This window comes from Microbacterium sp. 22195 (assembly GCF_052056515.1).
Lineage (GTDB): Bacteria > Actinomycetota > Actinomycetes > Actinomycetales > Microbacteriaceae > Microbacterium.
In genome coordinates, this window is sequence record NZ_JBQEPE010000001.1 from 1,159,897 (window position 1) to 1,180,932 (window position 21,036).

Genomic DNA, 21,036 nt, shown 5'->3' on the forward strand with positions numbered 1-21,036 from the left:
GCAGGCGGGTCAGCCGACCAGCTCCAGCACGGATCGCAGCGAGTCGCCCTCGACATGCCGGGGGCCGTCCTGCGGCGCCGCGATCCGCTCACGGTTCAGCCAGAACGCGGAGAGCCCCGCGCCGACAGCGCCCATGACGTCGGCCGGGAAGCTGTCGCCGACGTGAAGCGAAGCGGTCGAGACCGCTCCGGCCCGATCGAGCGCATGGCGGAAGATCTCGGCATCCGGCTTCAGCACTCCGATGTCCCCCGAGGCGACGACCACGTCGAACAGCCCGTCGATCCCGACGGTGCGCAGCTTCTCGCGCTGGAACGTCGAGGGCCCGTTGGTGATCAGCCCGATCGGGATGCCCCGTCGACGCAGCTCCACCAGCACGTCGCGGCTGTCGTCGAACAGGGTGAACGTGCGTCGCTCCGCCGCCAGATGCAGGTGAACGGCCTCATCCACGAGCTCCGCGCCCGCACCGGCGCCGGAAAGCGTGCGCCGCCACACCTCTCGCGTCAGCGCGTCGTCCTCCAGCTCGCCGCGCATCCACTGCTCACCCCGTGACGCCCAGCATCCGCTCCACACCGTGGCATTCGCCGTGCGCATCGCTTGCGTGTCGAGATCAGGATGCCGCGCGGCGAGTTCGTCGATGGCGAGCAGCGCGGCGTCGACGGCGCCGTCTCCGACCAGAGTGTCGTCCAGGTCGAAGAAGACGGCGCGGATGGGTTCAGTCACGGCGTCGCACCCGGAACGCCGTCGTCACGTACGGCAGATCGATGGTGTCCTCGCCGGTGACGCCCAGCTCGTCGAACAGAGCGTCCATGCCCTCATGGATGCTCGCGCGCTCCTGCTCGGAGGCCGTGATCAGATAGCTGCGCGAATCCGCCATGCGGTGCAGCTGCGCGCGCGTCATCGGGCGCACCCACTCCCAGCGCTCCGTCTCCAGCTCGCCGAACGGTGCGGCGACCGTCGGGCCGCCGGCATCCAGCATCTCCTCCGCAGCGCTCGCGTGCATGACCGCGGTGAAGCGGCGCACCCAGTCGACGCGGTTGTCGCGCGCGTTCCAGATCAGCCCGAGCGTTCCGCCGGGCCGGACGACGCGGCCGATCTCGGCGGATGCCGTCTCCGGGTCCACCCAGTGCCACGCCTGCCCCAGCACGACGGCGTCCAGGCTCGCATCCGGCAGGGGCAGCGACTCGGCAGTGCCCACGTACGTCGGGACGCCGGGGACCGTGTCGCGCAGCTTGGCCAGCATCGCCGCATCCGGATCCACCGCCACGACCTGCGCATCCGGAGCATCCGCGATCACGCGGGTGAGCTTGCCCGTGCCGGCTCCCACGTCCGCGATCCTCCGCGCTCCGTGCGGCAGCTTCTCCAGCATCCAGGCGACGGCCTCGAAGGGGTAGTCCGGCCGCGAAGCCTCGTAGGTGTCGGCCTCGGATCCGAAGGAAGTCGCTCGCACGTCACTCATATCGCTCAGCCTACGGCGAGCCTGCGACGTCGGCGCCGAGGTGGGCGCGAGAGTGGGAGCGTGCCATTGGACTTCACCGCGATCGACTTCGAGACGGCGAACTCCAGCCCCGCCTCCGCCTGCTCCGTCGGACTCGTCCGCGTGCGCGACGGGAAGGTGGTCGCGCAGACCGGCTGGCTGATCCGCCCGCCTGCGGGTCACGACGAGTTCAACGAGTGGAACACCAGGATCCACGGGCTCTACGCCCACGACGTCGCAGGTGCGGCCACCTGGGTTCAGCAGATCGGCAGGCTCTGCGCGTTCGCCGGTGCCGACGTGCTCGTCGCCCACAACGCCGGCTTCGACATGAACGTGCTGCGCCGCGCCTGCGAGGCGACGGGCATCGACGCCCCGCCGTACCGGTCGCTGTGCTCGCTCGCGGTGGCCCGCAAGACCTACGACCTCGACTCCTACCGGCTCCCCAAGGCGGCGGCCGCGGCGGGCTTCGGCGATTTCCCACACCACGACGCCCTGGCGGATGCGCGGGCCTGCGCGCAGATCGTGATCGACGCCGCGCGTCTGGCCGAGGCACCGGACGTGCACGCACTGGGCGCCGCGCTCAGCATCCCGCTCTCCGCGCCGCTGGCATCCGCCCCGCAGCGAGCGGTCGCCTGAGCGAACTGGCGCACGGCTCTCCACGTCGTCCCGCTGACGCTCGCTCAGTGCAGGCGGGGCGCTCAGCGACCCACGGGATCAGGCGCCGCCGGGCACTCCGGACAGCAGGGCGACGACGATGCTCGCGGTCAGCAGGAAGGCGCCGATCATCCACCACGAACTGAGCTCGTGGCCCTCTTCGCGACGCACGCGGAAAAGCACGTCCTTGCGGCGGGCCGGATCCGGAATGGCACTGGCTGCGGCCTTCGCCGCGGCGGCTGCAGCGAGCTGCTCATCGGTGACGCGCAGGATACGACCGGTCTTCGTGGTGATGTGCTGAGCGCTGCTCTGCTTCTCGGACTGCTCGCTCGCTGACATCCCGAGCTCTCCTGTTCTGACCAACTCCAGCGCGCTGAGGGCGCCGGATCCACACTCATTGTGCCAGCCGCGGCTGGGAATCGCGGGATGGGCGGGCCACCGCGGTCAGAACGTTATCTCGTCGTGCTCACAGCCACTTCGACACGAGGTGGTCGGACGTGATGCGTCGCAGCGTGCCCGAGGCGGAGCGCAGCACGACGCTCTCCGTGTAGAGATAGCGTCCTTCGCGACGCACGCCGCGGACCAGCTGGCCGTCGGTCACGCCCGTGGCGACGAAGATCGTGTTGTTGCCCTTGACGAGGTCGTCGGCCTCGTAGACCGTGTCCATCTTCAGCCCGGCGTCGATGCCTCGCTGGCGCTCCTCGTCGTCGCGCGGCCAGAGGATGCCCTGGATGTGCCCGCCGAGCGCCTTGATCGCGCACGCGGTGACGATGCCCTCCGGGCTGCCGCCGATGCCGACGCACATGTCGGTGCGGGCGTTGTGACGGGCGGCGTTGATGCCTCCTGCGACATCGCCGTCGCTCATCAGCCGGGTGCCGGCGCCGGCATCCCGGATCTCCCGGATCAGCTGCTCGTGACGCGGCCGGTGCAGCACCGAGACGACCATCTCCTCGACCGGCTTGTCGAGCGCCTTGGCGAGGCGGCGGATGTTCTCGCCGATGGGCAGTCGGATGTCGACGACGCCGACGCCCGCAGGGCCCGTGACGAGCTTGTCCATGTAGAAGACGCTGGAGGCGTCGAGCATCGAGCCCCGGTCGGAGACCGCGAGCACGGACAGCGCGTTCTGGCGGCCCGCCGCGGTCAGGGAGGTGCCGTCGATCGGGTCGACCGCGATGTCGCACTCGGGGCCGACGCCGGTGCCGACCTCCTCGCCGTTGAACAGCATCGGGGCGTTGTCCTTCTCGCCCTCGCCGATCACGACACGGCCTCGGAAGTCGACCGTGCCGAGGAACGCGCGCATGGCGTCGACGGCGGCGCCGTCGGCCGCCTCCTTGGCGCCGCGGCCGATGAAGGGCACCGCCCGGATCGCGGCCGCTTCGGTCGCGCGGACCAGCTCCATCGCGAGGTTGCGGTCGGGACGAAGCGGGCTGAGATCGGCTGTAAGGCTCACCATGCGGTCAGCCTAGTGATCCGGCCGTGCGGAACAGGCGAGTTTTCCCGTTTTCCCGACGAAGGATTCGACGTTCTTAACAGGTCTTCAAGATCCGCGCCCCGACGCCCCGAAACAGCCGAGAAGAACCGGCATCCGCGCGGATAGAGTGAGCATGACCCCCGCACATCAGAAGCAGGAGAATCCATGCCCGTCGCCACTCCGGAACAGTACGCAGAGATGCTCGACCGCGCGAAGGCCGGTGGCTTCGCGTACCCCGCTTTCAACGTCTCCAGCTCGCAGACGATCAACTCTGTGCTGCAGGGTCTGACCGAGGCCGGCTCCGACGGCATCATCCAGGTCACCACCGGTGGCGCGGACTACTTCGCCGGGCACACCGTCAAGGGCCGTGCCACGGGCGCCCTCGCCTTCGCGCGCTTCGCGACCGAGGTCGCCAAGAACTACCCCATCACCGTGGCGCTGCACACCGACCACTGCCCGAAGGACGCGCTGGCCGGCTTCGTCGAGCCGCTCATCGCCGCCTCCGAGGAGGAGGTCAAGGCCGGACGCAACCCGATCTTCCAATCGCACATGTGGGACGGCTCGGCCGTGCCGCTCGCTGAGAACATCGAGATCGCCAAGGAGCTGCTGCCCCGCATGAAGGCGATCAACGCCATCCTCGAGGTGGAGATCGGCGTCGTCGGCGGCGAGGAGGACGGCGTCGCGCACGAGGGCTCCAACGAGGCGCTCTACACCACCTTCGGCGACGTCGACCAGGCCGTGCAGGCGCTGGGCCTGGGCGAGCAGGGCCGCTACATCGCCGCCCTCACCTTCGGCAACGTGCACGGCGTCTACAAGCCGGGCGGCGTCAAGCTGCGCCCCGAGCTGCTGGGCGACATCCAGGCTCAGGTCGCCGCGAAGTACGGCACCGGCAGGAACCCGCTCGATCTGGTCTTCCACGGCGGCTCCGGCTCGTCGGACGAGGAGATCGCCACGGCCGTCGCCAACGGCGTCATCAAGATGAACGTCGACACCGACACCCAGTACGCGTACACGCGTGCGATCGCCGACTACATGTTCAAGAACTACGACGGCGTGCTCAAGGTGGACGGCGAGGTCGGCAACAAGAAGCAGTACGACCCGCGCGCCTGGGGCAAGATCGCCGAGACCGCGATGGCGGCCCGCGTGATCGAGTCCACCCGCCAGCTCGGCTCGTACGGTCAGTCCAAGAGCTGACGACGAGAGCCGGCGGGTCGCCGAACCCGTCAGAGCGGATGCCCCAGATCGTCCTCGATCCGGGGCATCCGTCGTTCCGCGCCGGTCAGCCGCCGATCTTCTCGCCCGCGGGCGAGAGCACCCACCAGATGCCGCCGACGCCCTGACCGTTCACGTCGCCCTTCGCCGCGTCGCCCGCGAAGGTGTACAGCGGCCAGCCGTCCAGCGTGACCTGGTGCTTGCCGTCGGGGGTGTCGATCGTGGCGAGCGTGCCCGTGACGCCGTCGGCCTTCGGCGTCGTGGAGTCGGACAGGATCGGCGGCCACTTCGCCAGGCACTCGCCGGTGCAGGCGCTGGTCTTCGTGCCCTGAGTGTCCTTGTCGAACATGTAGGCGGTCATGCCGTCGCCGTCGACCACGATCTTCCCGAGCGAGCTGTCCGCTACGGCCAGGCCTGATGCCGCCGGCTCCGGGGCCTGCGACGACGGCGCCCCGTAGCCGCCGGAACCGGAACCGCCGGAACCACCGGAACCGCCCGTGCCGCCGGAGCAGCCGGCGAGAAGGAGTGCGAAGGCGATGCCCCCGATGGCGAGTGCCCTGCGCCCGTGTGCCCTGTACCCGTATGCCCTGTGCGACATCGTGCCGTCCCTTTCGTCTGATCAGCCTCCGCGATGGCGGCCGCTCCCGTGACACGAGACGGGCGGGGCGGATGGTTCACCCGAACTCGTGCTTCACGACGACTTTCCCGGTGGCATCCCGGATCTCGACGGACCGGATGTCGGACTCCGGCAGCCCCGTTCCCGCCGACAGCCGCGCGGTGGCCCCGGCTTCCACGTTCCAGTTCGACAGGGTGGTGGTCGTGCCGTCCCGCGAAGTGACCGCCAGCTCGTAGGTGCCGCTCCATCCCGAGTACCCCTCATAGGCGCACACCACGTCGAGCCTGGTCCCCCACGGCACCGTGGTGAGCGCCACCGTCGCCACGACGGGCGCTCCCCCGACGGGCTCCAGCGCCACGGCCTCGGCCGGACGGGGCATCAGCAGGGCGACCGACACCACGGTGGCCACGACGACCGCGGCCGCGGCCCCCAACACCCAGGCGGTGAGCCGCCTGCGCCTGGTGCGCCGGGCGCGTGCGGCGGCCAGCACACGCACGGGCGCCGCGCCGTCGGCATCCTGCTCCGCGATCCGCTGGGCGTCCTCCGGCCTCACCTGGGACAGCAGCACGACGGTCGACGTGAGCTCGGCGACGGCCTCGCGGCACCGCGAGCAGTGCGCGAGATGCTCCTCGAACTCTGCGCGGTCCGATGCCGAGAGCGCCCCCAGCGCATATGCGGCGTCCCAGGTGGCGTACCGCTCGTGGTCGGCGTTCACCTCGTCACCCCTCTCTCCTGCAGTGCGAGCCGCAGGGCCCGCAGTCCGTAATGCATCCGGGACTTCACGGTCCCCTCGGCGATCCCCAGTTCCTCCGCCACCTCGCGAACGCTCCGCCCGCGGTAGTACGCGGCGATCACGACCTCGCGGTGCTCCGGGCTCACCGCGGCGAGCGCGTCCTGGATCAGCAGCGCATCGAAGAGCCGATCGGTGTGGTCGTCGGCCGCCCGCTCGGGAACCTCCGCGACCGGGTTCTCGTGCCTGCGGCGGGCGCTGCGCGCCTCGTCGATCACGATGTGCCTGGCGACGGTGATCATCCATGCCCTCGAAGTGGTCGGGTCCTGCTCCAGGATGCGCGGGGTCCGCCAGGCGCGCAGCAGCGTCTCCTGCACGACGTCGTCGGCTGAACCGCCGCGGTTGCCCGTGATGCTCACCACATACCGCCGGATCGGGCCGGCGTGAAGCTCATAGAGCGCGGTCAGTCGCTCGTCGTCCTCTTCGGTCACGGATCGCCTCCTCACGATGAGAACGAGGCAGGACGGTCGCCGGTTCATTCTCGGGTCGCGATGAACCGGATCGGCGCGGAGATCGTTGTCTCCGTATGGACATCTTCGCCGACGCGGACGGATTCCGCATAGCAGGTCTGCCGCTGCATCCGCTGCTCGTCCACGCCGTGGTCGTGCTCACGCCCCTCACCGCACTCGCGGCGGCGCTGGTCGCGGTGTGGCCGGCCGCACGCCGGCGGCTCGGGTGGGCGCCGCCGATCGCGGCGCTGGGAGTCGCGGCGCTGGTGCCGGTGACCGTGCTGGCAGGGCAGTCGCTCGCCTCGACCGTCGGCTACACCCCCGCGATCCTGCACCACGAGGCTCTCGGCCTGATGCTGATCCCGTGGACGATCGCCCTGCTGATCGCGTCCGTCGCCGTCGCGATGGGTGATCGGATGCTGCCGCGGCTGCGCCGCACGAGACCGCGGATGAGCCGCATCCTCGCTGTCGCGATCATCGCCGCGGCCCTCGTCGCCGCCGCCGGGACCGTCGTCGTCACGGTGCTGACGGGAGACGCCGGGGCGCGCGCGGTGTGGGGTGCGGTCTGACCGCCGGATGCCTGAGCGATCCACGCCGAGCTCACCCCATCGGCGCGCCCAGGAATAGCCGATCGGACGATGTCATGGCTCGACGCCGATTCGTAGCGTTGAAGACATGAACATCACCTCCCGGATCTCCCGCCGCTCCCTCATCGCCGCATCGACCATCGCGCTCGCCGCGATCGCCGTCGTCCCCACCACGGCAGCCGCCGCTGCTCCTGCCCCGGCCGCCGCATCCGCCTCGTGGAAGAACCTGACCCCGTCCGAGACCCTCGCGTCGACGCCGTGGAAGACCACGAGCGCGCTCGACCAGGACGGCAACCGCGTCGGCCTCGACAACCCGGCCGTCGCGAGCTTCGTCGGCTGGGCGTACTTCAAGGCCGACGGCACGTACACGATGTACAACCTCGACAACAGCCCGAAGCTGCACGGCGACTGGACCGTCGCCGCAGATGGCTCGTCGCGCTGGATCAACGCGAAGGACGCGAACGGCAACGTGCTGTTCCAGCGCGTCGTGCCGATCACCGAGCTGACCAAGAACGTCTTCACCTACCGCGTGTTCCCGAACGCCGCCGACACGTCGGTCTACTACGACATCGTGCACACCAAGACCAACCACGTCGAGCCCGGCACCGACGGCCGCGGCCCCGGCGCGCACGGCAGCCACGGCATCAACGGCAGCGGCGAGTACCACTTCAACAACGGCAACGCCCGCTGATCCGCACCGATCCAGCGATGATGAGCCCGGTCCCCTGGCGTCGACCGGGCTCATCCGTATGAGCGCTCAGCGCCGGCGGATGCGGACGGTCCAGATCACGAGATCGGCGAGCGCATCGATCGCGAGCAGGATGCCGAGACCCCGCGTGACCCGGGAGCGCCCCCGCCCGAGAGCGACGCCCAGTGCCAGCTCCGCCGTGCTCAGCGCCGCTCCGAGCAGAGGGCGCTTGCGCAGGAAGCGGGCGAACCGCACTGCGGGCCGGCCGCGGTCCGTCAGTGAGGCGAACTCCACGAGGCCGCCCATCACGACGTCGCCCGCCGTGCGCGGCCAGCCCTGCGGCGCGAAACGACGACCGAGGGCGGTGTCCTCCAGTCCAGCCGCGACGAGCGAGTGCGGAACGCCGAAGGCGAGCACGAGCGCGCGCACCCTGGCATCCGGCCCCACGACCCCGCCGAGCGCCTCGGGCAGGCAGGCCCGGCGCACGGCAGCCGCATCGACCGCGCTCCCCAGGTCGAGCTCGGCGAGCTCATCGCCTGCGCCGTCGATCCCTTCCAGCATCCGGCGGTACAGCGCGGCGCTCTCCGGCACGGAGATCGTGTCGAAGTCGAGGACGGGCCGGGTGAGACGCTCCGCGTTCGGCCAGAACATCGCGGCCCGGCCGTGCGTACCGCTGACCTCCACCCACGCCTCGCCCAGGGGTGGGACGTTGACCTCGATGACGGGGCCGTCGGACCTGCCGCCCGCGATCGCGCCGTGTGCGCGATCGGTGCGGTACCGGTACACCGACCAGGCGCTGTCCTCCAGGTAGTCGACCCGGGTGTCCAGCAACTGCGCGGTCAGACGCGCGGCCCACGGCCCGCGACGGGAGAACTCCGCGACGCGGACGAGGTCCGGTGCGAACGCACCCTCGTCGCCGGCGTCCGGCATCCCGAATCCGGGCAGGTCGTCGACGGCATCGTCGAGCTGCTCGAACGCCTCGCCGAACTCCTGCTCCAGCTCGGCGTCGACCTGCCCCAGTGCGTCTTCGGCGGCATCCGGCGCGTCGTCGGCGAGACCGAGGCGCAGCGTCAGCCCCTGAGCGGCGAACAGCGCACCGAGGCGCGCAGCGCTGAGGTCGAAGCGCAGCAGACCGCCGTCGTCCAGGGCGACGACGTCGGCGTCCTCGGTGATCGGGAGCAGCACGGTCGCCGTGCTGCCCTCAGAACCGCGGACGGCGGCGAGGACCCGCTCCTCGCGCAGCATCCGCTCGGTGCTCTCGAGCGGATCCGATCCGTCACCGGAGTCGATCGAGGCGAACGTGATCTGGAACGCGATCTGCTCTGCTGACACCTCTCGAGGCTACCCGGCCCGGTGCTACCCCGCGGGCGGCGTGAGAAGACTCTGCGTGAACGCGGGATCGCCGAACATCGGCACCGAGACGCAGATCGACACGGCGACCATGGTGACCGCGAAGCCCACCAGCGGCACCCACCACGACGAGCGGCTGCGCCGGATCCGGCGCACCGAGAGCCACACCGTGGCCGCGTAGCCCGCCACCAGCACGAGCACCGCGATGACGCCCCAGGTCCTGGCGACCGCGAAGTTGGAGAAGGTGCCCTCCCCGCCCAGCACCTCCAGGGTCTGCTGGAGCGTGGCGGAGAGGTCGAGGAACTGCGGGATCGACGAGAGCACGTTCACCACGCCGACACCCAGCAGCACGGCGGTGATCAGCACCTGGGCCCGGCTCGCGGGACGCGCGCCCGGGGCGACGGGCGCCGCCGACTGCTGCGGCACGGGCGGGGCGGGTGCCGGAGCGGATGCCGTCGGCATCTGCTCCACGGGCGGCAGGCCCGCGCGCGCACGCTGCTCCTCGGGCGTTGCGTATTCGCCGTACTGCGGCCGATCGACACTCATGGCATCCACGCTACCGCCCGGGCCTTGGGCGGGGATGTGAACGCCGCCGTCGGGCGGGACGGTGACCGCGCGGGAGCGAGGCCCGGCGACGTCAGTGCCCCGAGCGTCCGCCCAGGGCGCGCTCGTCGCGCTTGCCCGCGGCATCCTGACGCAGCTCCTTGGGGAGCGAGAACATCAGGTCCTCCTCGGCCGTGCGCACCTCTTCGACATCGCCGTAGCCCGCCTCGCTGAGCGCCTCGAGCACCTCGCGGACGAGCACCTCGGGCACCGATGCTCCGCTGGTGACGCCGACCGTGCGCACGCCGTCGAGCCATTCCTGCTTCACTTCGTCGGCGTAGTCCACGCGGTAGGCGGCCTTCGCACCGTGCTCGAGGGCGACCTCGACCAGGCGGACGCTGTTGGACGAGTTGGCGGAGCCGACCACGATCACCAGGTCGGCGTCCTTCGCGACCTTCTTGATCGCCACCTGACGGTTCTGCGTGGCGTAGCAGATGTCGTCGGACGGCGGATTGTGCAGCTCAGGGAAGCGGGTGCGGAGCCGGTTGACCGTCTCCATGGTCTCGTCGACGGACAGCGTGGTCTGCGACAGCCAGACCACCTTGCTCGGATCCTTGACGACGACGGTGTCCGCCTCGTCCGGGGAGTTCACGATGGTCACGTGGTCGGGAGCCTCGCCCGCGGTGCCCTCGACCTCCTCGTGGCCGTCGTGGCCGATGAGCAGGATCTCGAAGTCGTCCCGCGCGAAGCGCACTGCTTCGCGGTGCACCTTGGTCACCAGCGGGCAGGTCGCGTCGATCGCGTGCAGGCCGCGGTCGGATGCCGCGTTTACCACCGCGGGCGCGACACCGTGCGCGCTGAAGACGACGTGGGCGCCCTCCGGCACCTCGTCGACCTCGTCGACGAAGATCGCGCCCTTCTTCTCGAGCTCGGTCACGACGTGGATGTTGTGCACGATCTGCTTGCGCACGTACACCGGCGAGCCGTAGCGCTCCAGAGCCTTCTCGACCGCCACGACGGCCCGGTCGACGCCCGCGCAGTAGCCGCGCGGGGCTGCCAGCAGCACGCGCTTCGCGCCGTCGACGGGACGGTCCTGGAGGGGCGCCGATCGACGGGCTGGGCGCGGGGGCTCGGGAAGCCTGACGATGGTTGCACTCACCCTTGAAGTCTACCGAGGGCGCCTGATGAAGGGCCGTGTCGGCGGTATCCGGGACAATGGAGGCATGACCGTCTTCGAAGCCGCCGCGCTCCCCGGCGAGCCGCCGCCCGCGGATTCGGTCGCTCCGCGCGACTCGACGCCGGATGCCCCGACATCGGTCGCGCGGCTGAACGGGACGATCCGCGACTTCATCGCGCGGTGGAACACGGTGTGGGTGGAAGGCGAGATCACCTCGTGGAACCTGCGCGCGGGGAACGTCTTCGCGCGGCTGAAGGACGTGCGCTCGGACGCGCAGATCTCCGTCCGCGTGTGGTCGAGCGTGCGCGCGCGCATCCCCGCCGACCTCGCCGTCGGCGATCATGTCGTCGCCGCGGTGAAGGCGGACTACTTCGTCAAGGGCGGGGACTTCAGCTTCATCGTCTCGGCCATGAAGCACGTCGGCCTGGGCGACCAGCTGGAGCGCCTGGAGAAGCTGCGTGCGCAGCTGCGCCAGGAAGGGCTGTTCGACGCGAGCCGCAAGAAGGGGCTCCCGTTCCTTCCGCACTGCATCGGCCTGATCACCGGCGAGAAGTCGGATGCCGAGAAGGACGTGCTGCGCAACGCCGAGCTGCGCTGGCCGCAGGTGCATTTCCGCACCGCGCATGTCGCCGTGCAGGGCGACCGCAGCGTACCCGAGGTGCTCGCCGCGCTGAAGCGGCTGGATGCCGACCCCGAGGTCGACGTGATCATCATCGCGCGCGGTGGCGGCGACCCGCAGACGCTGCTCGGCTTCAGCGACGAGCGACTCGTGCGCGCTGTGGCCGCAGCATCCACTCCCGTCGTCAGCGCCATCGGGCACGAGAACGACCATCCCCTGCTCGACGACGTCGCCGACCTGCGGGCATCGACTCCGACGGATGCCGCGAAGCGCGTCGTCCCGGACGTGGGCGAGCAGCGCGCGCTGATCGCCCAGCTGCGCGCCCGCGCCACCAGCCGCCTGACTCAGCGGATCTCGCATGACATCGCCCAGCTCGAGCAGCTCCGCTCGCGGCCCGTGCTGCGCACGCCCGATCCGATCATCGACGACCGCGCCCAGGAGGTGTGGCTGCTGGCCTCCCGCGGCCGCGACACTCTCACCCGGCGTCTGGACACCGCCCAGCGCACCACCGCCGAGCTGCGCGCATCGCTGCGGGCCCTCTCCCCCGCGGCGACGCTGGCTCGCGGCTACGGGATCGTGCACCTCGACGACGGGCGCATCGTCCGCGACGCCGCGGATGCCCCGGCCGGCACGCCACTGACGGTGACCGTCGACCGCGGCTCGCTGCGCGCCCGCTCCGAGGGCGAGATCCCCGAGGCGGGCTGACCGCACTCCTCTCCGCGGTGTTCGTCCGCCGGGGTCCGCGCATCCCGGTGTTCACCCACGCCGGTGTCTGTACACCCCGGCATCCGTCCGGCCTCGTATCCGTCCCATCCCGGCATCCGTCCCACCCGGCATGCGCCCGCATCCGGCCCCCGCATCCGGCCGTGCCACTTCGGGGGCCGACACGCCAGATTGCGGACGTTTTCGCGGGAAACGTCCGTCATGTGGCGTGTCGGCCCCCGATCTGTGCCGCCGCCCCGCCCGGACGGGGCGTCCGTGACACGCCGGTAGGATGGATGTCGTGACTGCGTCCAACGACTCCCCCGTCGAATCGCTGTCGTTCGAGGCTGCGCGCGACGAACTCGTGCGCGTCGTCGCCGAACTCGAACAGGGATCCCCCACGCTCGAGCACTCCCTCGCCCTCTGGGAGCGCGGTGAGGCGCTGGCCGCCCGCTGCGAGGAGTGGCTGCTGGGAGCGAAGCGCCGTCTCGAGGCCGCCCGCGACGCGGCATCCGCCGGAGAAGAGGCATGAGCCGCAAGCCCGGGATCGTCGCCGAGCTCGGCCGCCCCGAGACTCCGCAGGAGACCGCCGACCGCAAGTCGGAGTCGAGCCGCGTCTACCGGTCCAGCCAGACCTTCCGCAACCTCATCGCCGCGCTCATCATCACCGTCGCCGTCGTGGCGGTGATCGTGTTCGCCGTTCCGCGCGGCGAGCCCACCGCGCGCCCGGCGATCGATGTCGCCAAGATCGCGGCCGACGTCTCGTCGACCTCGGATCGCCCGGTGATCGTGCCCGAGCTGGGCGACTTCTGGCGTGTGAACGCCGCAGGGCTGGAAGGCGGCGCCACCAAGGTGTGGAGCATCACCCTCGCGCCCTCGGGCGAGCGCGAGCGCGGCTTCGTCAAGCTCGCGCAGGCCTTCGACGCCGACGTGAACTGGGCGCCGCAGGTCACCGGAGGCATGGCCCCGACCGGCACCGAGCAGATCGACGGCGTGACCTGGGATGTGTTCGACCTGGGCGATCGCGGCACGGCGAACGTCACGTACGCGCTCGGCACCCAGGCCGGCCGCGACTACGTGCTGCTCTACGGCTCCCGCTCCGCGGACTCCACCAAGAAGCTTGCTGAATCACTCACCTCGCAGTTGAGCGACCTGAAGGAGGCCGGATGACCACGACACTCACCCCCGCTGAGGCCTGGACGAAGCTGATCGAGGGCAACAGGCGATTCGTCGCAGGCATCTCGGAGCACCCCAACCAGGACGCGCACCGCCGGGCCGAGATCGCGGGCGGACAGAACCCGTTCGCCACCTTCCTGGGCTGCTCCGACTCGCGCGTCGCCGCCGAGACCCTCTTCGATGTCGGTCTGGGCGACCTGTTCACCACCCGCAACGCCGGCCAGATGGTGACGGACTCGGCGGTGGCGAGCATCGAGTTCGCCGTCGCGATGCTCGATGTCCCGCTGCTGGTCGTGCTCGCTCACGATTCCTGCGGTGCGGTCGCCGCCGCCGTGCGCGGCACGGCGATCGATGCCGAGCCGATCCCGCCGAAGATCTGGAAGCTCATCGCCCCGATCGTCCCCGCCGCACGTCGCGTGCTGAAGGAGAACGGCGGCACCACCGTCGAGGACATCGACCCCGAAGAGGTCGGGCGCGAGCACCTGCGCGGCACCATCCTCGGCCTGCTGGAGTCGTCCGAGATCATCAGCGACGCCGTCGCCGAGGGCCGCCTGGCCATCGTGGGCGCCAAGTACCGACTGACCGACGGCAGCGCCGTCCCCATCGCACAGGTCGGCCTCGCCGACTCCGACATCCCCTCACTCTCGAAGGAGCAGAAGTGACTGACACCCACCAGCAGAGCGGCGAAAGCACGCAGTACCGCATCGAGCACGACACCATGGGTGAAGTGCGTGTCCCCGTGAACGCGCTGTACAGCGCGCAGACGCAGCGCGCCGTCGAGAACTTCCCGATCTCGGGCAAGGGCCTCGAGCCCGCGCAGATCGCCGCGCTGGCTCGCATCAAGAAGGCCGCCGCACTCGCGAACAAGGACCTCGGCACCCTCGACGGCGCCATCGCCGACGCGATCGCCCAGGCCGCCGACGAGGTGGCCACCGGTGCGCACGACGGCGAGTTCCCGATCGACACGTACCAGACCGGCTCCGGCACCTCGTCGAACATGAACATGAACGAGGTGCTCGCCACGCTCGCCTCGCGCATCCTCGGCTCCGCGGTGCACCCGAACGACCACGTGAACGCGTCGCAGTCCTCGAACGACGTGTTCCCGACCTCGGTGCACGTCGCCGTCACCCAGGCGCTGATCGACGACCTCATCCCGGCTCTCGACCACCTCGCCGTCGCTTTCGAGGCGAAGGCGGATGCCTGGAAGAGCGTCGTCAAGTCGGGCCGCACCCACCTGATGGACGCCACCCCGGTCACCCTCGGCCAGGAGTTCGGCGGCTACGCGCGCCAGATGCGCCTCGGCATCGAGCGCGTGCAGGCCGCGCTCCCCCGCGTCGCAGAGGTCCCCCTCGGCGGCACCGCCGTCGGCACCGGCATCAACACCCCGCTGGGCTTCCCGCAGAAGGTCATCGAGCTGCTCGCCGCCGAGACCGAGCTGCCCATCACCGAGGCCAAGGACCACTTCGAGGCCCAGGCCAACCGCGACGGCCTGGTCGAGGCATCCGGCGCCCTGCGCACCATCGCCGTGTCGCTGACCAAGATCAACAACGACCTGCGCTGGATGGGCTCGGGCCCCAACACCGGCCTCGCCGAGATCCACCTACCCGACCTGCAGCCGGGTTCGTCGATCATGCCGGGCAAGGTCAACCCGGTCATCCCCGAGGCCGTGCTCATGGTGTGCGCCCGCGTGATCGGAAACGACGCCACGATCGCCTGGGGCGGCGCCTCCGGCGCCTTCGAACTGAACGTCGCCATCCCGGTGATGGGCACCGCCCTGCTCGAGTCGATCCGTCTGCTGTCGAACGCAACCCGCGTGCTGGCCGACAAGACCGTCGACGGCCTGCAGGCCAACGTCGAGCGCGCCGCGGCCCTGGCCGGCATGAGCCCGTCGACGGTGACCCCGCTGAACAAGATCATCGGCTACGAGGCGGCGGCCAAGATCGCCAAGCACGCCGTCGCCAAGGGCATCACGGTGCGCGACGCCGTGATCGACCTGGGCTACGTCGAGCGCGGCGAGATCACCCTCGAGGTGCTCGACCAGAAGCTCGACCTGCTGAGCATGACCCACGCTGGCTGACGCCCGCCTCGGCGCACTTCGGGGGCCGATTCTGTCTCCCTGCACAAACGGGGTCGGCGGGCGGGTTGTGCACGGATGCCGGGTTTGCGCGGTCGGCGCGACGGGCGGATGCCGGATGCTGGCGTGATGATCGATCCACGGGTTCTCATCACCCGACTGGGCGGCGTCGCCCGTGGGGCGCGTCTTCAGGAGTTCGGCGTGAGTCGGAGGCGGCTGAGCAGGGCGGTGCGCGACGGCGAGGTCGACCGAATCCGCGATGGACTGTTCGCGACGGACGCCGCTCATCCCGACGACCTCGCGGCCGCGCGCCATGGCGGGGCACTGACCTGCTCCGCGGCGCTGCGCCGTCATGGTGTGTGGGTGCTGGCGGAGCCCGGGCCGCCGCACGTGTGGATGGGTCGCCGCGGACGCGCGTACGAGCATGCCGGATGCCGCTGCGTCAGCCACTACTTCCGAGGCGCATCCGCGTTCGGCGTGGTCGACGTCGCGACCGCGCTGATCCATCTGCATCGCTGCGAGGGCGAGGAGGCGTTCTTCGCCTCGCTCGAATCAGCGTTGAGACTGCGACTGATCTCGGATGCCTCACGCAGCCGCATCCGCGCCGCCCTTCCGGAGCATGCGCGGTGGCTGGTCGATCTGGCCCGCGAGGATGCCGACAGCGGATTGGAGTCCCTGCTCCGGCTGCGGATGCACCAACTGGGCATCCGTCTTGACACCCAGGTGACGATCGACGGGGTCGGCCGGGTCGACTTCGTCATCGACGGTCGCCTGATCATCGAGGCGGACGGCAAGGAGAACCACGACGGCGTCTCGAAGCGTCACAAGGATCTGGTGCGCGATGCCGCCGCATCCGCTCTCGGCTACGAGACCCTGCACTTCGACTACGCCCAGATCATTCACGACTGGCCGACCGTGCAGGCCGCGATCCTCGCCGCCCTCGCGCGCCTCCCGCACCGCTGGCAACTCGCACCTCAACGTCATGCCTGACACACAATGGGGGCCGACACGCCAGATTTCGGACGTTTCCAGCGAAGACGTCCGAAATGTGGCGTGTCGGCCCCCAAAAATGTGCACGACGTCGTGCACCCGTTCCCGGGTCGTGCGGCCGTCAGCTGAGCTCCCCGCCCTCCAGCAGCTCCGTGACCAGCGCCGCGATCGCGGAGCGCTCCGACCGGGTGAGGGTGACATGCCCGAACAGGTCGTGCCCCTTGAGCGTCTCGATCACGCTCGCGATGCCGTCGTGCCGCCCGACCCGCAGGTTGTCGCGCTGCCCCACGTCGTGCGTGAGGATGACACGTGAGTTCTGCCCCATCCGGCTGAGCACCGTCAGCAGCACGTTACGCTCCAGCGACTGCGCCTCGTCGACGATCACGAACGCGTCGTGCAGCGAGCGGCCGCGGATGTGCGTGAGCGGCAGCACCTCCAGCATCCCGCGCTCGACGACCTCGTCGAGGACGTTCCCCGAGACGACGGAGCCGAGCGTGTCGTACACCGCCTGACCCCACGGGTTCATCTTCTCCTCGCGGTCGCCGGGGAGATAGCCGAGCTCCTGGCCGCCGACCGCGAACAGCGGCCGGAACACGATGATCTTCTTCTGCTGCTGCCGCTCCAGCACGGCCTCCAGGCCCGCGCACAGCGCCAGCGCCGACTTGCCGGTGCCTGCTCGCCCGCCGAGCGAGACGATCCCGACCTCGGGGTCGAGCAGCAGGTCGATCGCGATGCGCTGCTCGGCCGACCGTCCGTGCAGTCCGAACACCTCGCGGTCGCCGCGCACCAGGCGGTACTCCCCGTCGCCGGTGACCCGGCCGAGAGCCGAGCCGCGCTCGGAGTGGATGATCAGGCCCGTGTTGACCGGCACCCCGCGCACCTGCTCGCTGAGACCGACCTCGCTCTCGTAGAGGTCGCTCATCTCGTCACCGGAGAGGTCGAGCGGCGCGATGCCGGTCCAGCCCGAATCGATGGCCTGCTCGGCGAGGTACTCCTCGGCCTGCAGGCCGAGGGATGCCGCCTTGACGCGCATCGGCAGGTCCTTGGAGACGATCGTGACGGCCTGCCCGTCCTGCGCGAGCTGCGCGGCCGTGGCGAGGATGCGGCTGTCGTTGTCGCTCAGCCGGATGCCGGCGGGAAGGATCGACAGGTCGGCGGTGCCGAGCTCGACGCGCAGCGTGCCCCCCTCGCCGACCTCGACCGGGAAGTCCAGCCGCCCGTGCTCGACCCGAAGCTCGTCGAGATGCCGCAGGGCGCGACGCGCGAAGTAGCCGAGCTCGGGGTCGTGGCGCTTGGCCTCGAGCTCCGAGATCACCACCACCGGCAGGACGATCGAGTGCTCCGCGAAGCGGAACAGGGCCTGCGGGTCGCTGAGCAGCACCGATGTGTCGAGCACATATGTGCGAAGAGCCGTGTCATCGTGTGACACGGCTCCGGTTGCGACGGCCTTGCGGGTGGACTGCTGCTGCGCTGAACGTGTGGTCACGATCCACTCCCCTACCCGGGATGATCCCGGCTCTGCAGCGAGTCGACCAGGGGCCACGAGTCGCGATCCTGGAGGCCGACTCGATCGGGCACGGTGTCCGATGCCTCGAAGGTACGACCCGCTCGGTCGCACGCCGCGAAAGACGCGCGGGCGTGTCGTGTTAAGAGGTGATGAACGTCCGGTTTCCGGATGCCGTGAGCGCGTCGTCCAGCATCCGCAGCGTCTCGGCGCCGGTGCCGGCGTGCGCGGCGACGCGCACGGCCCCGCCGCGGACGGTGACGGCCAGCCCGGCGTCGCCGAGGGCGCGGCCCAGCCCCTCCGCATCGTCGGGGACGAGAGAGACGATCCCCGCGCGCCGCGCGGGATTGGCCGGTGTCGCCGACCGGATGCCGTGACGCTCCGCGATCGCGAGGATCTCGTCGACGTTGCGCTGCACGGTCGTCGCGATCGCTGCGACGCCCACTTCGCGCATCTCGTCCAGCGCGGCCGCGAGCCGCACCGCGGCCAGGTGATCGGGCACGCTGGCGCTGAAGGCACGGGCAGCGGATGCCGGCGGGGGCACCGCCCCGGAGAAGGGGCCGTCGGCGTCGATGCCGGTGATCCCGCTGAGCACGGGACGGAGCCGCTCCACGGCGCGGTCGGAGAAGCGCGCGAAGCCGGTGCCGCGCCCCGACCGCAGCCACTTGTACCCGTGGCCCGCCACCACGTCGGCGGCGCTCCAGTCCTCGTCGACGACGCCGAACGACTGCACTGCGTCCACGATTAGCAGCCGATCGGGGCCGATGAGCTCTCGCAGCGCCGTCAGATCCGCGCGATAGCCGGTGCGGTAGTCGACGTGGCTGACCGCGACCGCCGCCACATCGTCGTCGAGCGCGGCCGCCACGGCATCCGTCGTGACCCGCCCGTCAGCCGGGTCGATCCAGCGCGGCTCGAGCGCACCGGACGACGCGTCGGCGGCGCGCTGCAGCGTGAGGCTGATGCTGGGGAACTCGCCGGATCCCGCGATCACCGCGCCGCTGAGCCCGTACAGGGCGTGCTGCAGGGCATCCGTCGAGCTCGGACGCAGCACGACCTCCGACCGCTTCGCGCCGAGCATCTCCGCGATGCCGGCGACGGCGCGCCCGGTGCGGGCGGTGACGGACGCGTGCTCTCGCGGAGAGTATCCGCCCATCACCTCGACCGCATCGTGCATCGCAGAACGGACCGCCGGCGCGAGCGGGCCGAACGCCGCCCAGTTCAGGTAGCCGGTCTCCCCCGCGAACGACGCGACGTAGTCATCCAGAGCGCTCATCCGTCCAGTCTCGCGCATCCAGCCGAGGTCGGCGCGGCGACCCGTCAGCGTCCGAAGCGGCGGTCGCGGTCGGCGAAGTCTCGGATGGCGCGCAGGAAGTCGACCCGCCGGAGGTCAGGACCGAGCGCCTCGACGAAGTAGAACTCGCTGTGGGCGCTCTGCCAGAGCAGGAAGTCGCTGAGGCGCTGCTCGCCGCTGGTGCGGATCACCAGGTCGGGGTCGGGCTGGCCGCCGGTGTACAGGTGCTCGCCGATCATCTCGGGGGTGAGCTGGGCCGCGAGATCCTCCAGCGTGCCGCCGGAGGCGTTGTGCTTGCCGATGATGCTGCGCACCGCGTCCACGATCTCGTTGCGGCCGCCGTAGCCGACCGCGAGGTTCACGTGCAGCCCGGTGTGGTCGCGGGTGCGCTCCTCGGCATCCGCGAGCACGCGCGCCAGCTCCGGCGGCAGGATGTCGGCCCTGCCGACGTGCTGCACTCTCCAGTCGCCGTGCTTCGACAGGGTGTCCGCGAGTTCGGCGATGATCTCGATGAGGTCGCCGATCTCCTTCGAATCCCGCTTGGTCAGGTTGTCGGCCGACAGCAGGTAGAGCGAGACCACGTCCACGCCCAGCTCGTCGCACCAGCCGAGGAACTCCCGCATCTTCGCCGCACCCGCGCGGTGGCCGTCGGCCGCCGACTCGTAGCCGAGCTGACGGGCCCAGCGCCGGTTGCCGTCGATCATCATCGCCACGTGGTGCGGCACGGTCGCCGGGTCGATCCGACGTCGAAGACGGTTCCCGTAGAGCCGATAGAGGGGTCCCCGCCCCGAGCTCTCGCGTGCACTCACATCCCTACGCTACCTCCACAGGCCGGGAGGCACCGGAGTGCGCAGGATATGTACGGCGCACGGAATGCGGCCGCGCCTAGAGTGAGCACGTGAGCACCCGAGCCGCAGGCAGTCCCGATGTCCCCCAGCTCCCGCTTCTCGACGCCGCGGCGAAGGACGCCGCCGTCGAGATCAAACCGAGCTGGCGGGGATGGATCCACGCGGGCACATTCCCCGTCGCGATCGCGGCGGGCATCGTCCTCATCGTGCTCGCGCACGGCACCCCGGGCAAATGGGCCGCCGCGGTGTTCATGGCCACCTCGCTGCTGCTGTTCGGCAACTCCGCGCTGTACCACCGCTTCAACTGGGGTCCGAAGACCAAGATGGTGCTCAAGCGCATCGACCACGCGAACATCCTGCTGCTGATCGCGGGCACGTACACACCGTTGGCGGTGCTGGCGCTGGAGCCCGGCAAGGGCACGCTGCTGCTGATCGTCGTGTGGAGCGGCGCGATCCTGGGCATCCTGTTCCGCGTCTTCTGGATCAATGCGCCGCGCTGGCTGTACGTCGCGCTGTACCTCGCACTCGGCTGGGCCGCGGTGATGTACATGGTCGACCTGGTGCAGGCCAACGTCGCCATGATGGTGCTGGTCTGCGTGGGCGGCGTGCTGTACACGATCGGCGCGGTGATCTACGCGATGAAGAAGCCCAACCTGTGGCCCGGCCACTTCGGCTTCCATGAGATCTTCCACGTCTGCACCGTGCTGGCGTTCCTGTGCCATTGGACGGCCTGCCTGCTCATCTCACTGGCGCCGCACGCGCCATCGCTGGGGCTCGCCGGCTGACACCGGGCGTCATCCGCTGCCGCGCCTGCGGTGCGG

At 70.4% G+C, this 21,036-nt stretch carries 24 protein-coding genes; 11 read left to right on the forward strand and 13 right to left on the reverse strand.

From position 1 onward, the window contains the following. Positions 1-9: 9 nt before the first annotated feature. Positions 10-720, reverse strand: a complete 711-nt coding sequence (locus ACTJJ4_RS05690; RefSeq protein WP_440942387.1) for an HAD family hydrolase — start codon at positions 718-720, stop codon at positions 10-12. Further along, positions 713-1,456: a class I SAM-dependent methyltransferase gene (locus tag ACTJJ4_RS05695; protein WP_440942388.1), complete on the reverse strand. Its 744-nt coding sequence runs from the start codon at positions 1,454-1,456 to the stop codon at positions 713-715. The genes ACTJJ4_RS05690 and ACTJJ4_RS05695 overlap by 8 nt, the downstream gene beginning before the upstream one ends. Before the next feature lie 60 nt (positions 1,457-1,516). Here ACTJJ4_RS05695 and ACTJJ4_RS05700 point away from each other — a divergent pair, with 60 nt between their 5' ends. Further along, the gene (locus ACTJJ4_RS05700) at positions 1,517-2,110 is read left to right on the forward strand and encodes a 3'-5' exonuclease (RefSeq protein ID WP_440942389.1); all 594 of its coding nucleotides are present in this window, start codon (positions 1,517-1,519) and stop codon (positions 2,108-2,110) included. A gap of 78 nt (positions 2,111-2,188) precedes the next feature. On the opposite strand, the gene ACTJJ4_RS05705 is transcribed toward ACTJJ4_RS05700, so the two are convergent. Beyond that, a complete protein-coding gene (locus tag ACTJJ4_RS05705; RefSeq protein ID WP_292701479.1) occupies positions 2,189-2,467 on the reverse strand; it encodes a hypothetical protein in 279 nt (92 codons plus the stop codon). A gap of 127 nt (positions 2,468-2,594) precedes the next feature. After that, positions 2,595-3,581 (reverse strand): class II fructose-bisphosphatase, encoded by a 987-nt coding sequence (gene glpX, locus ACTJJ4_RS05710; protein ID WP_440942390.1) that lies wholly within the window; start codon positions 3,579-3,581, stop codon positions 2,595-2,597. Positions 3,582-3,764: 183 nt separating this feature from the next. On the opposite strand from glpX, the gene fbaA reads away from it, so the two are divergent. Then, positions 3,765-4,793, forward strand: a complete 1,029-nt coding sequence (gene fbaA, locus ACTJJ4_RS05715; RefSeq protein ID WP_440942391.1) for a class II fructose-bisphosphate aldolase — start codon at positions 3,765-3,767, stop codon at positions 4,791-4,793. Positions 4,794-4,878: 85 nt separating this feature from the next. On the opposite strand, the gene ACTJJ4_RS05720 is transcribed toward fbaA, so the two are convergent. The 3 genes from ACTJJ4_RS05720 to ACTJJ4_RS05730 form a co-directional block, all read right to left on the reverse strand. Further along, positions 4,879-5,409: a COG4315 family predicted lipoprotein gene (locus ACTJJ4_RS05720; protein ID WP_440942392.1), complete on the reverse strand. Its 531-nt coding sequence runs from the start codon at positions 5,407-5,409 to the stop codon at positions 4,879-4,881. A 76-nt stretch (positions 5,410-5,485) separates the two neighbouring features. Further along, a complete protein-coding gene (locus ACTJJ4_RS05725; protein WP_440942393.1) occupies positions 5,486-6,142 on the reverse strand; it encodes a zf-HC2 domain-containing protein in 657 nt (218 codons plus the stop codon). Then, entirely contained in the window at positions 6,139-6,696 is a 558-nt protein-coding gene (locus ACTJJ4_RS05730; RefSeq protein WP_440942394.1) for a sigma-70 family RNA polymerase sigma factor, read from the reverse strand. The genes ACTJJ4_RS05725 and ACTJJ4_RS05730 overlap by 4 nt, the downstream gene beginning before the upstream one ends. A gap of 47 nt (positions 6,697-6,743) precedes the next feature. Between ACTJJ4_RS05730 and ACTJJ4_RS05735 the strand changes: the two genes are divergently transcribed. Both ACTJJ4_RS05735 and ACTJJ4_RS05740 read left to right on the forward strand, forming a co-directional pair. Beyond that, positions 6,744-7,235, forward strand: a complete 492-nt coding sequence (locus tag ACTJJ4_RS05735) for a hypothetical protein (protein ID WP_440942395.1) — start codon at positions 6,744-6,746, stop codon at positions 7,233-7,235. Between the two features lie 106 nt (positions 7,236-7,341). Further along, positions 7,342-7,944 carry a DUF4822 domain-containing protein gene (locus ACTJJ4_RS05740; RefSeq protein ID WP_440942396.1) on the forward strand — a complete coding sequence of 201 codons (603 nt, stop codon included), beginning with the start codon at positions 7,342-7,344 and terminating at the stop codon, positions 7,942-7,944. Between the two features lie 66 nt (positions 7,945-8,010). On the opposite strand, the gene ACTJJ4_RS05745 is transcribed toward ACTJJ4_RS05740, so the two are convergent. The 3 genes from ACTJJ4_RS05745 to ACTJJ4_RS05755 form a co-directional block, all read right to left on the reverse strand. Further along, positions 8,011-9,273, reverse strand: coding sequence for a hypothetical protein (locus ACTJJ4_RS05745; protein WP_440942397.1), 1,263 nt, complete (start codon positions 9,271-9,273; stop codon positions 8,011-8,013). 24 nt (positions 9,274-9,297) lie between these two features. Further along, positions 9,298-9,837 carry a DUF6264 family protein gene (locus ACTJJ4_RS05750; RefSeq protein ID WP_440942398.1) on the reverse strand — a complete coding sequence of 180 codons (540 nt, stop codon included), beginning with the start codon at positions 9,835-9,837 and terminating at the stop codon, positions 9,298-9,300. A gap of 91 nt (positions 9,838-9,928) precedes the next feature. Beyond that, on the reverse strand, positions 9,929-10,900 hold the full coding sequence (locus ACTJJ4_RS05755) for a 4-hydroxy-3-methylbut-2-enyl diphosphate reductase (protein WP_440942826.1): 972 nt from the start codon (positions 10,898-10,900) through the stop codon (positions 9,929-9,931). A 157-nt stretch (positions 10,901-11,057) separates the two neighbouring features. Here ACTJJ4_RS05755 and xseA point away from each other — a divergent pair, with 157 nt between their 5' ends. The 6 genes from xseA (at position 11,058) to ACTJJ4_RS05785 (ending at position 16,572) form a co-directional block, all read left to right on the forward strand. Beyond that, a complete protein-coding gene (gene xseA / locus ACTJJ4_RS05760; protein ID WP_440942399.1) occupies positions 11,058-12,335 on the forward strand; it encodes an exodeoxyribonuclease VII large subunit in 1,278 nt (425 codons plus the stop codon). Positions 12,336-12,624: 289 nt separating this feature from the next. Next, complete coding sequence (locus tag ACTJJ4_RS05765) at positions 12,625-12,864, forward strand: exodeoxyribonuclease VII small subunit (protein WP_285634092.1); 240 nt, start codon at positions 12,625-12,627, stop codon at positions 12,862-12,864. Further along, entirely contained in the window at positions 12,861-13,502 is a 642-nt protein-coding gene (locus ACTJJ4_RS05770; protein ID WP_440942400.1) for a DUF4245 family protein, read from the forward strand. Before ACTJJ4_RS05765 ends, ACTJJ4_RS05770 begins: the two co-directional genes overlap by 4 nt. Beyond that, a complete protein-coding gene (locus tag ACTJJ4_RS05775) occupies positions 13,499-14,170 on the forward strand; it encodes a carbonic anhydrase (RefSeq protein ID WP_440942401.1) in 672 nt (223 codons plus the stop codon). The genes ACTJJ4_RS05770 and ACTJJ4_RS05775 overlap by 4 nt, the downstream gene beginning before the upstream one ends. Beyond that, on the forward strand, positions 14,167-15,585 hold the full coding sequence (locus ACTJJ4_RS05780; protein ID WP_440942402.1) for a class II fumarate hydratase: 1,419 nt from the start codon (positions 14,167-14,169) through the stop codon (positions 15,583-15,585). The genes ACTJJ4_RS05775 and ACTJJ4_RS05780 overlap by 4 nt, the downstream gene beginning before the upstream one ends. Positions 15,586-15,711: 126 nt before the next feature. Continuing rightward, positions 15,712-16,572, forward strand: a complete 861-nt coding sequence (locus ACTJJ4_RS05785; RefSeq protein ID WP_440942403.1) for a DUF559 domain-containing protein — start codon at positions 15,712-15,714, stop codon at positions 16,570-16,572. Between the two features lie 121 nt (positions 16,573-16,693). Here ACTJJ4_RS05785 and ACTJJ4_RS05790 read toward each other — a convergent pair whose 3' ends face one another. From ACTJJ4_RS05790 to ACTJJ4_RS05800, 3 genes are all read right to left on the reverse strand, one after another. Then, on the reverse strand, positions 16,694-18,001 hold the full coding sequence (locus ACTJJ4_RS05790) for a PhoH family protein (protein WP_292702174.1): 1,308 nt from the start codon (positions 17,999-18,001) through the stop codon (positions 16,694-16,696). 217 nt (positions 18,002-18,218) lie between these two features. Then, complete coding sequence (locus ACTJJ4_RS05795; RefSeq protein ID WP_440942404.1) at positions 18,219-19,349, reverse strand: aminotransferase class V-fold PLP-dependent enzyme; 1,131 nt, start codon at positions 19,347-19,349, stop codon at positions 18,219-18,221. 44 nt (positions 19,350-19,393) lie between these two features. After that, complete coding sequence (locus ACTJJ4_RS05800; RefSeq protein WP_440942405.1) at positions 19,394-20,176, reverse strand: isoprenyl transferase; 783 nt, start codon at positions 20,174-20,176, stop codon at positions 19,394-19,396. A gap of 89 nt (positions 20,177-20,265) precedes the next feature. Here ACTJJ4_RS05800 and trhA point away from each other — a divergent pair, with 89 nt between their 5' ends. After that, entirely contained in the window at positions 20,266-21,000 is a 735-nt protein-coding gene (gene trhA, locus ACTJJ4_RS05805) for a PAQR family membrane homeostasis protein TrhA (RefSeq protein WP_440942406.1), read from the forward strand. Positions 21,001-21,036 lie beyond the last annotated feature (36 nt).

Bases quoted from the DNA above. Each gene is read 5' to 3' on its own strand.
- ACTJJ4_RS05740 (WP_440942396.1), top strand. From the start codon at position 7,342: ATGAACATCACCTCCCGGATCTCCCGCCGCTCCCTCATCGCCGCATCG.
- ACTJJ4_RS05770 (WP_440942400.1), top strand. From the start codon at position 12,861: ATGAGCCGCAAGCCCGGGATCGTCGCCGAGCTCGGCCGCCCCGAGACT.
- fbaA (WP_440942391.1), top strand. From the start codon at position 3,765: ATGCCCGTCGCCACTCCGGAACAGTACGCAGAGATGCTCGACCGCGCG.
- ACTJJ4_RS05775 (WP_440942401.1), top strand. From the start codon at position 13,499: ATGACCACGACACTCACCCCCGCTGAGGCCTGGACGAAGCTGATCGAG.
- ACTJJ4_RS05735 (WP_440942395.1), top strand. From the start codon at position 6,744: ATGGACATCTTCGCCGACGCGGACGGATTCCGCATAGCAGGTCTGCCG.
- ACTJJ4_RS05750 (WP_440942398.1), bottom strand. From the start codon at position 9,837: ATGAGTGTCGATCGGCCGCAGTACGGCGAATACGCAACGCCCGAGGAG.
- ACTJJ4_RS05705 (WP_292701479.1), bottom strand. From the start codon at position 2,467: ATGTCAGCGAGCGAGCAGTCCGAGAAGCAGAGCAGCGCTCAGCACATC.
- ACTJJ4_RS05695 (WP_440942388.1), bottom strand. From the start codon at position 1,456: ATGAGTGACGTGCGAGCGACTTCCTTCGGATCCGAGGCCGACACCTAC.
- xseA (WP_440942399.1), top strand. From the start codon at position 11,058: ATGACCGTCTTCGAAGCCGCCGCGCTCCCCGGCGAGCCGCCGCCCGCG.
- ACTJJ4_RS05730 (WP_440942394.1), bottom strand. From the start codon at position 6,696: ATGAACCGGCGACCGTCCTGCCTCGTTCTCATCGTGAGGAGGCGATCC.
- glpX (WP_440942390.1), bottom strand. From the start codon at position 3,581: ATGGTGAGCCTTACAGCCGATCTCAGCCCGCTTCGTCCCGACCGCAAC.
- ACTJJ4_RS05785 (WP_440942403.1), top strand. From the start codon at position 15,712: ATGATCGATCCACGGGTTCTCATCACCCGACTGGGCGGCGTCGCCCGT.
- ACTJJ4_RS05795 (WP_440942404.1), bottom strand. From the start codon at position 19,349: ATGAGCGCTCTGGATGACTACGTCGCGTCGTTCGCGGGGGAGACCGGC.
- ACTJJ4_RS05765 (WP_285634092.1), top strand. From the start codon at position 12,625: ATGGATGTCGTGACTGCGTCCAACGACTCCCCCGTCGAATCGCTGTCG.
- ACTJJ4_RS05720 (WP_440942392.1), bottom strand. From the start codon at position 5,409: ATGTCGCACAGGGCATACGGGTACAGGGCACACGGGCGCAGGGCACTC.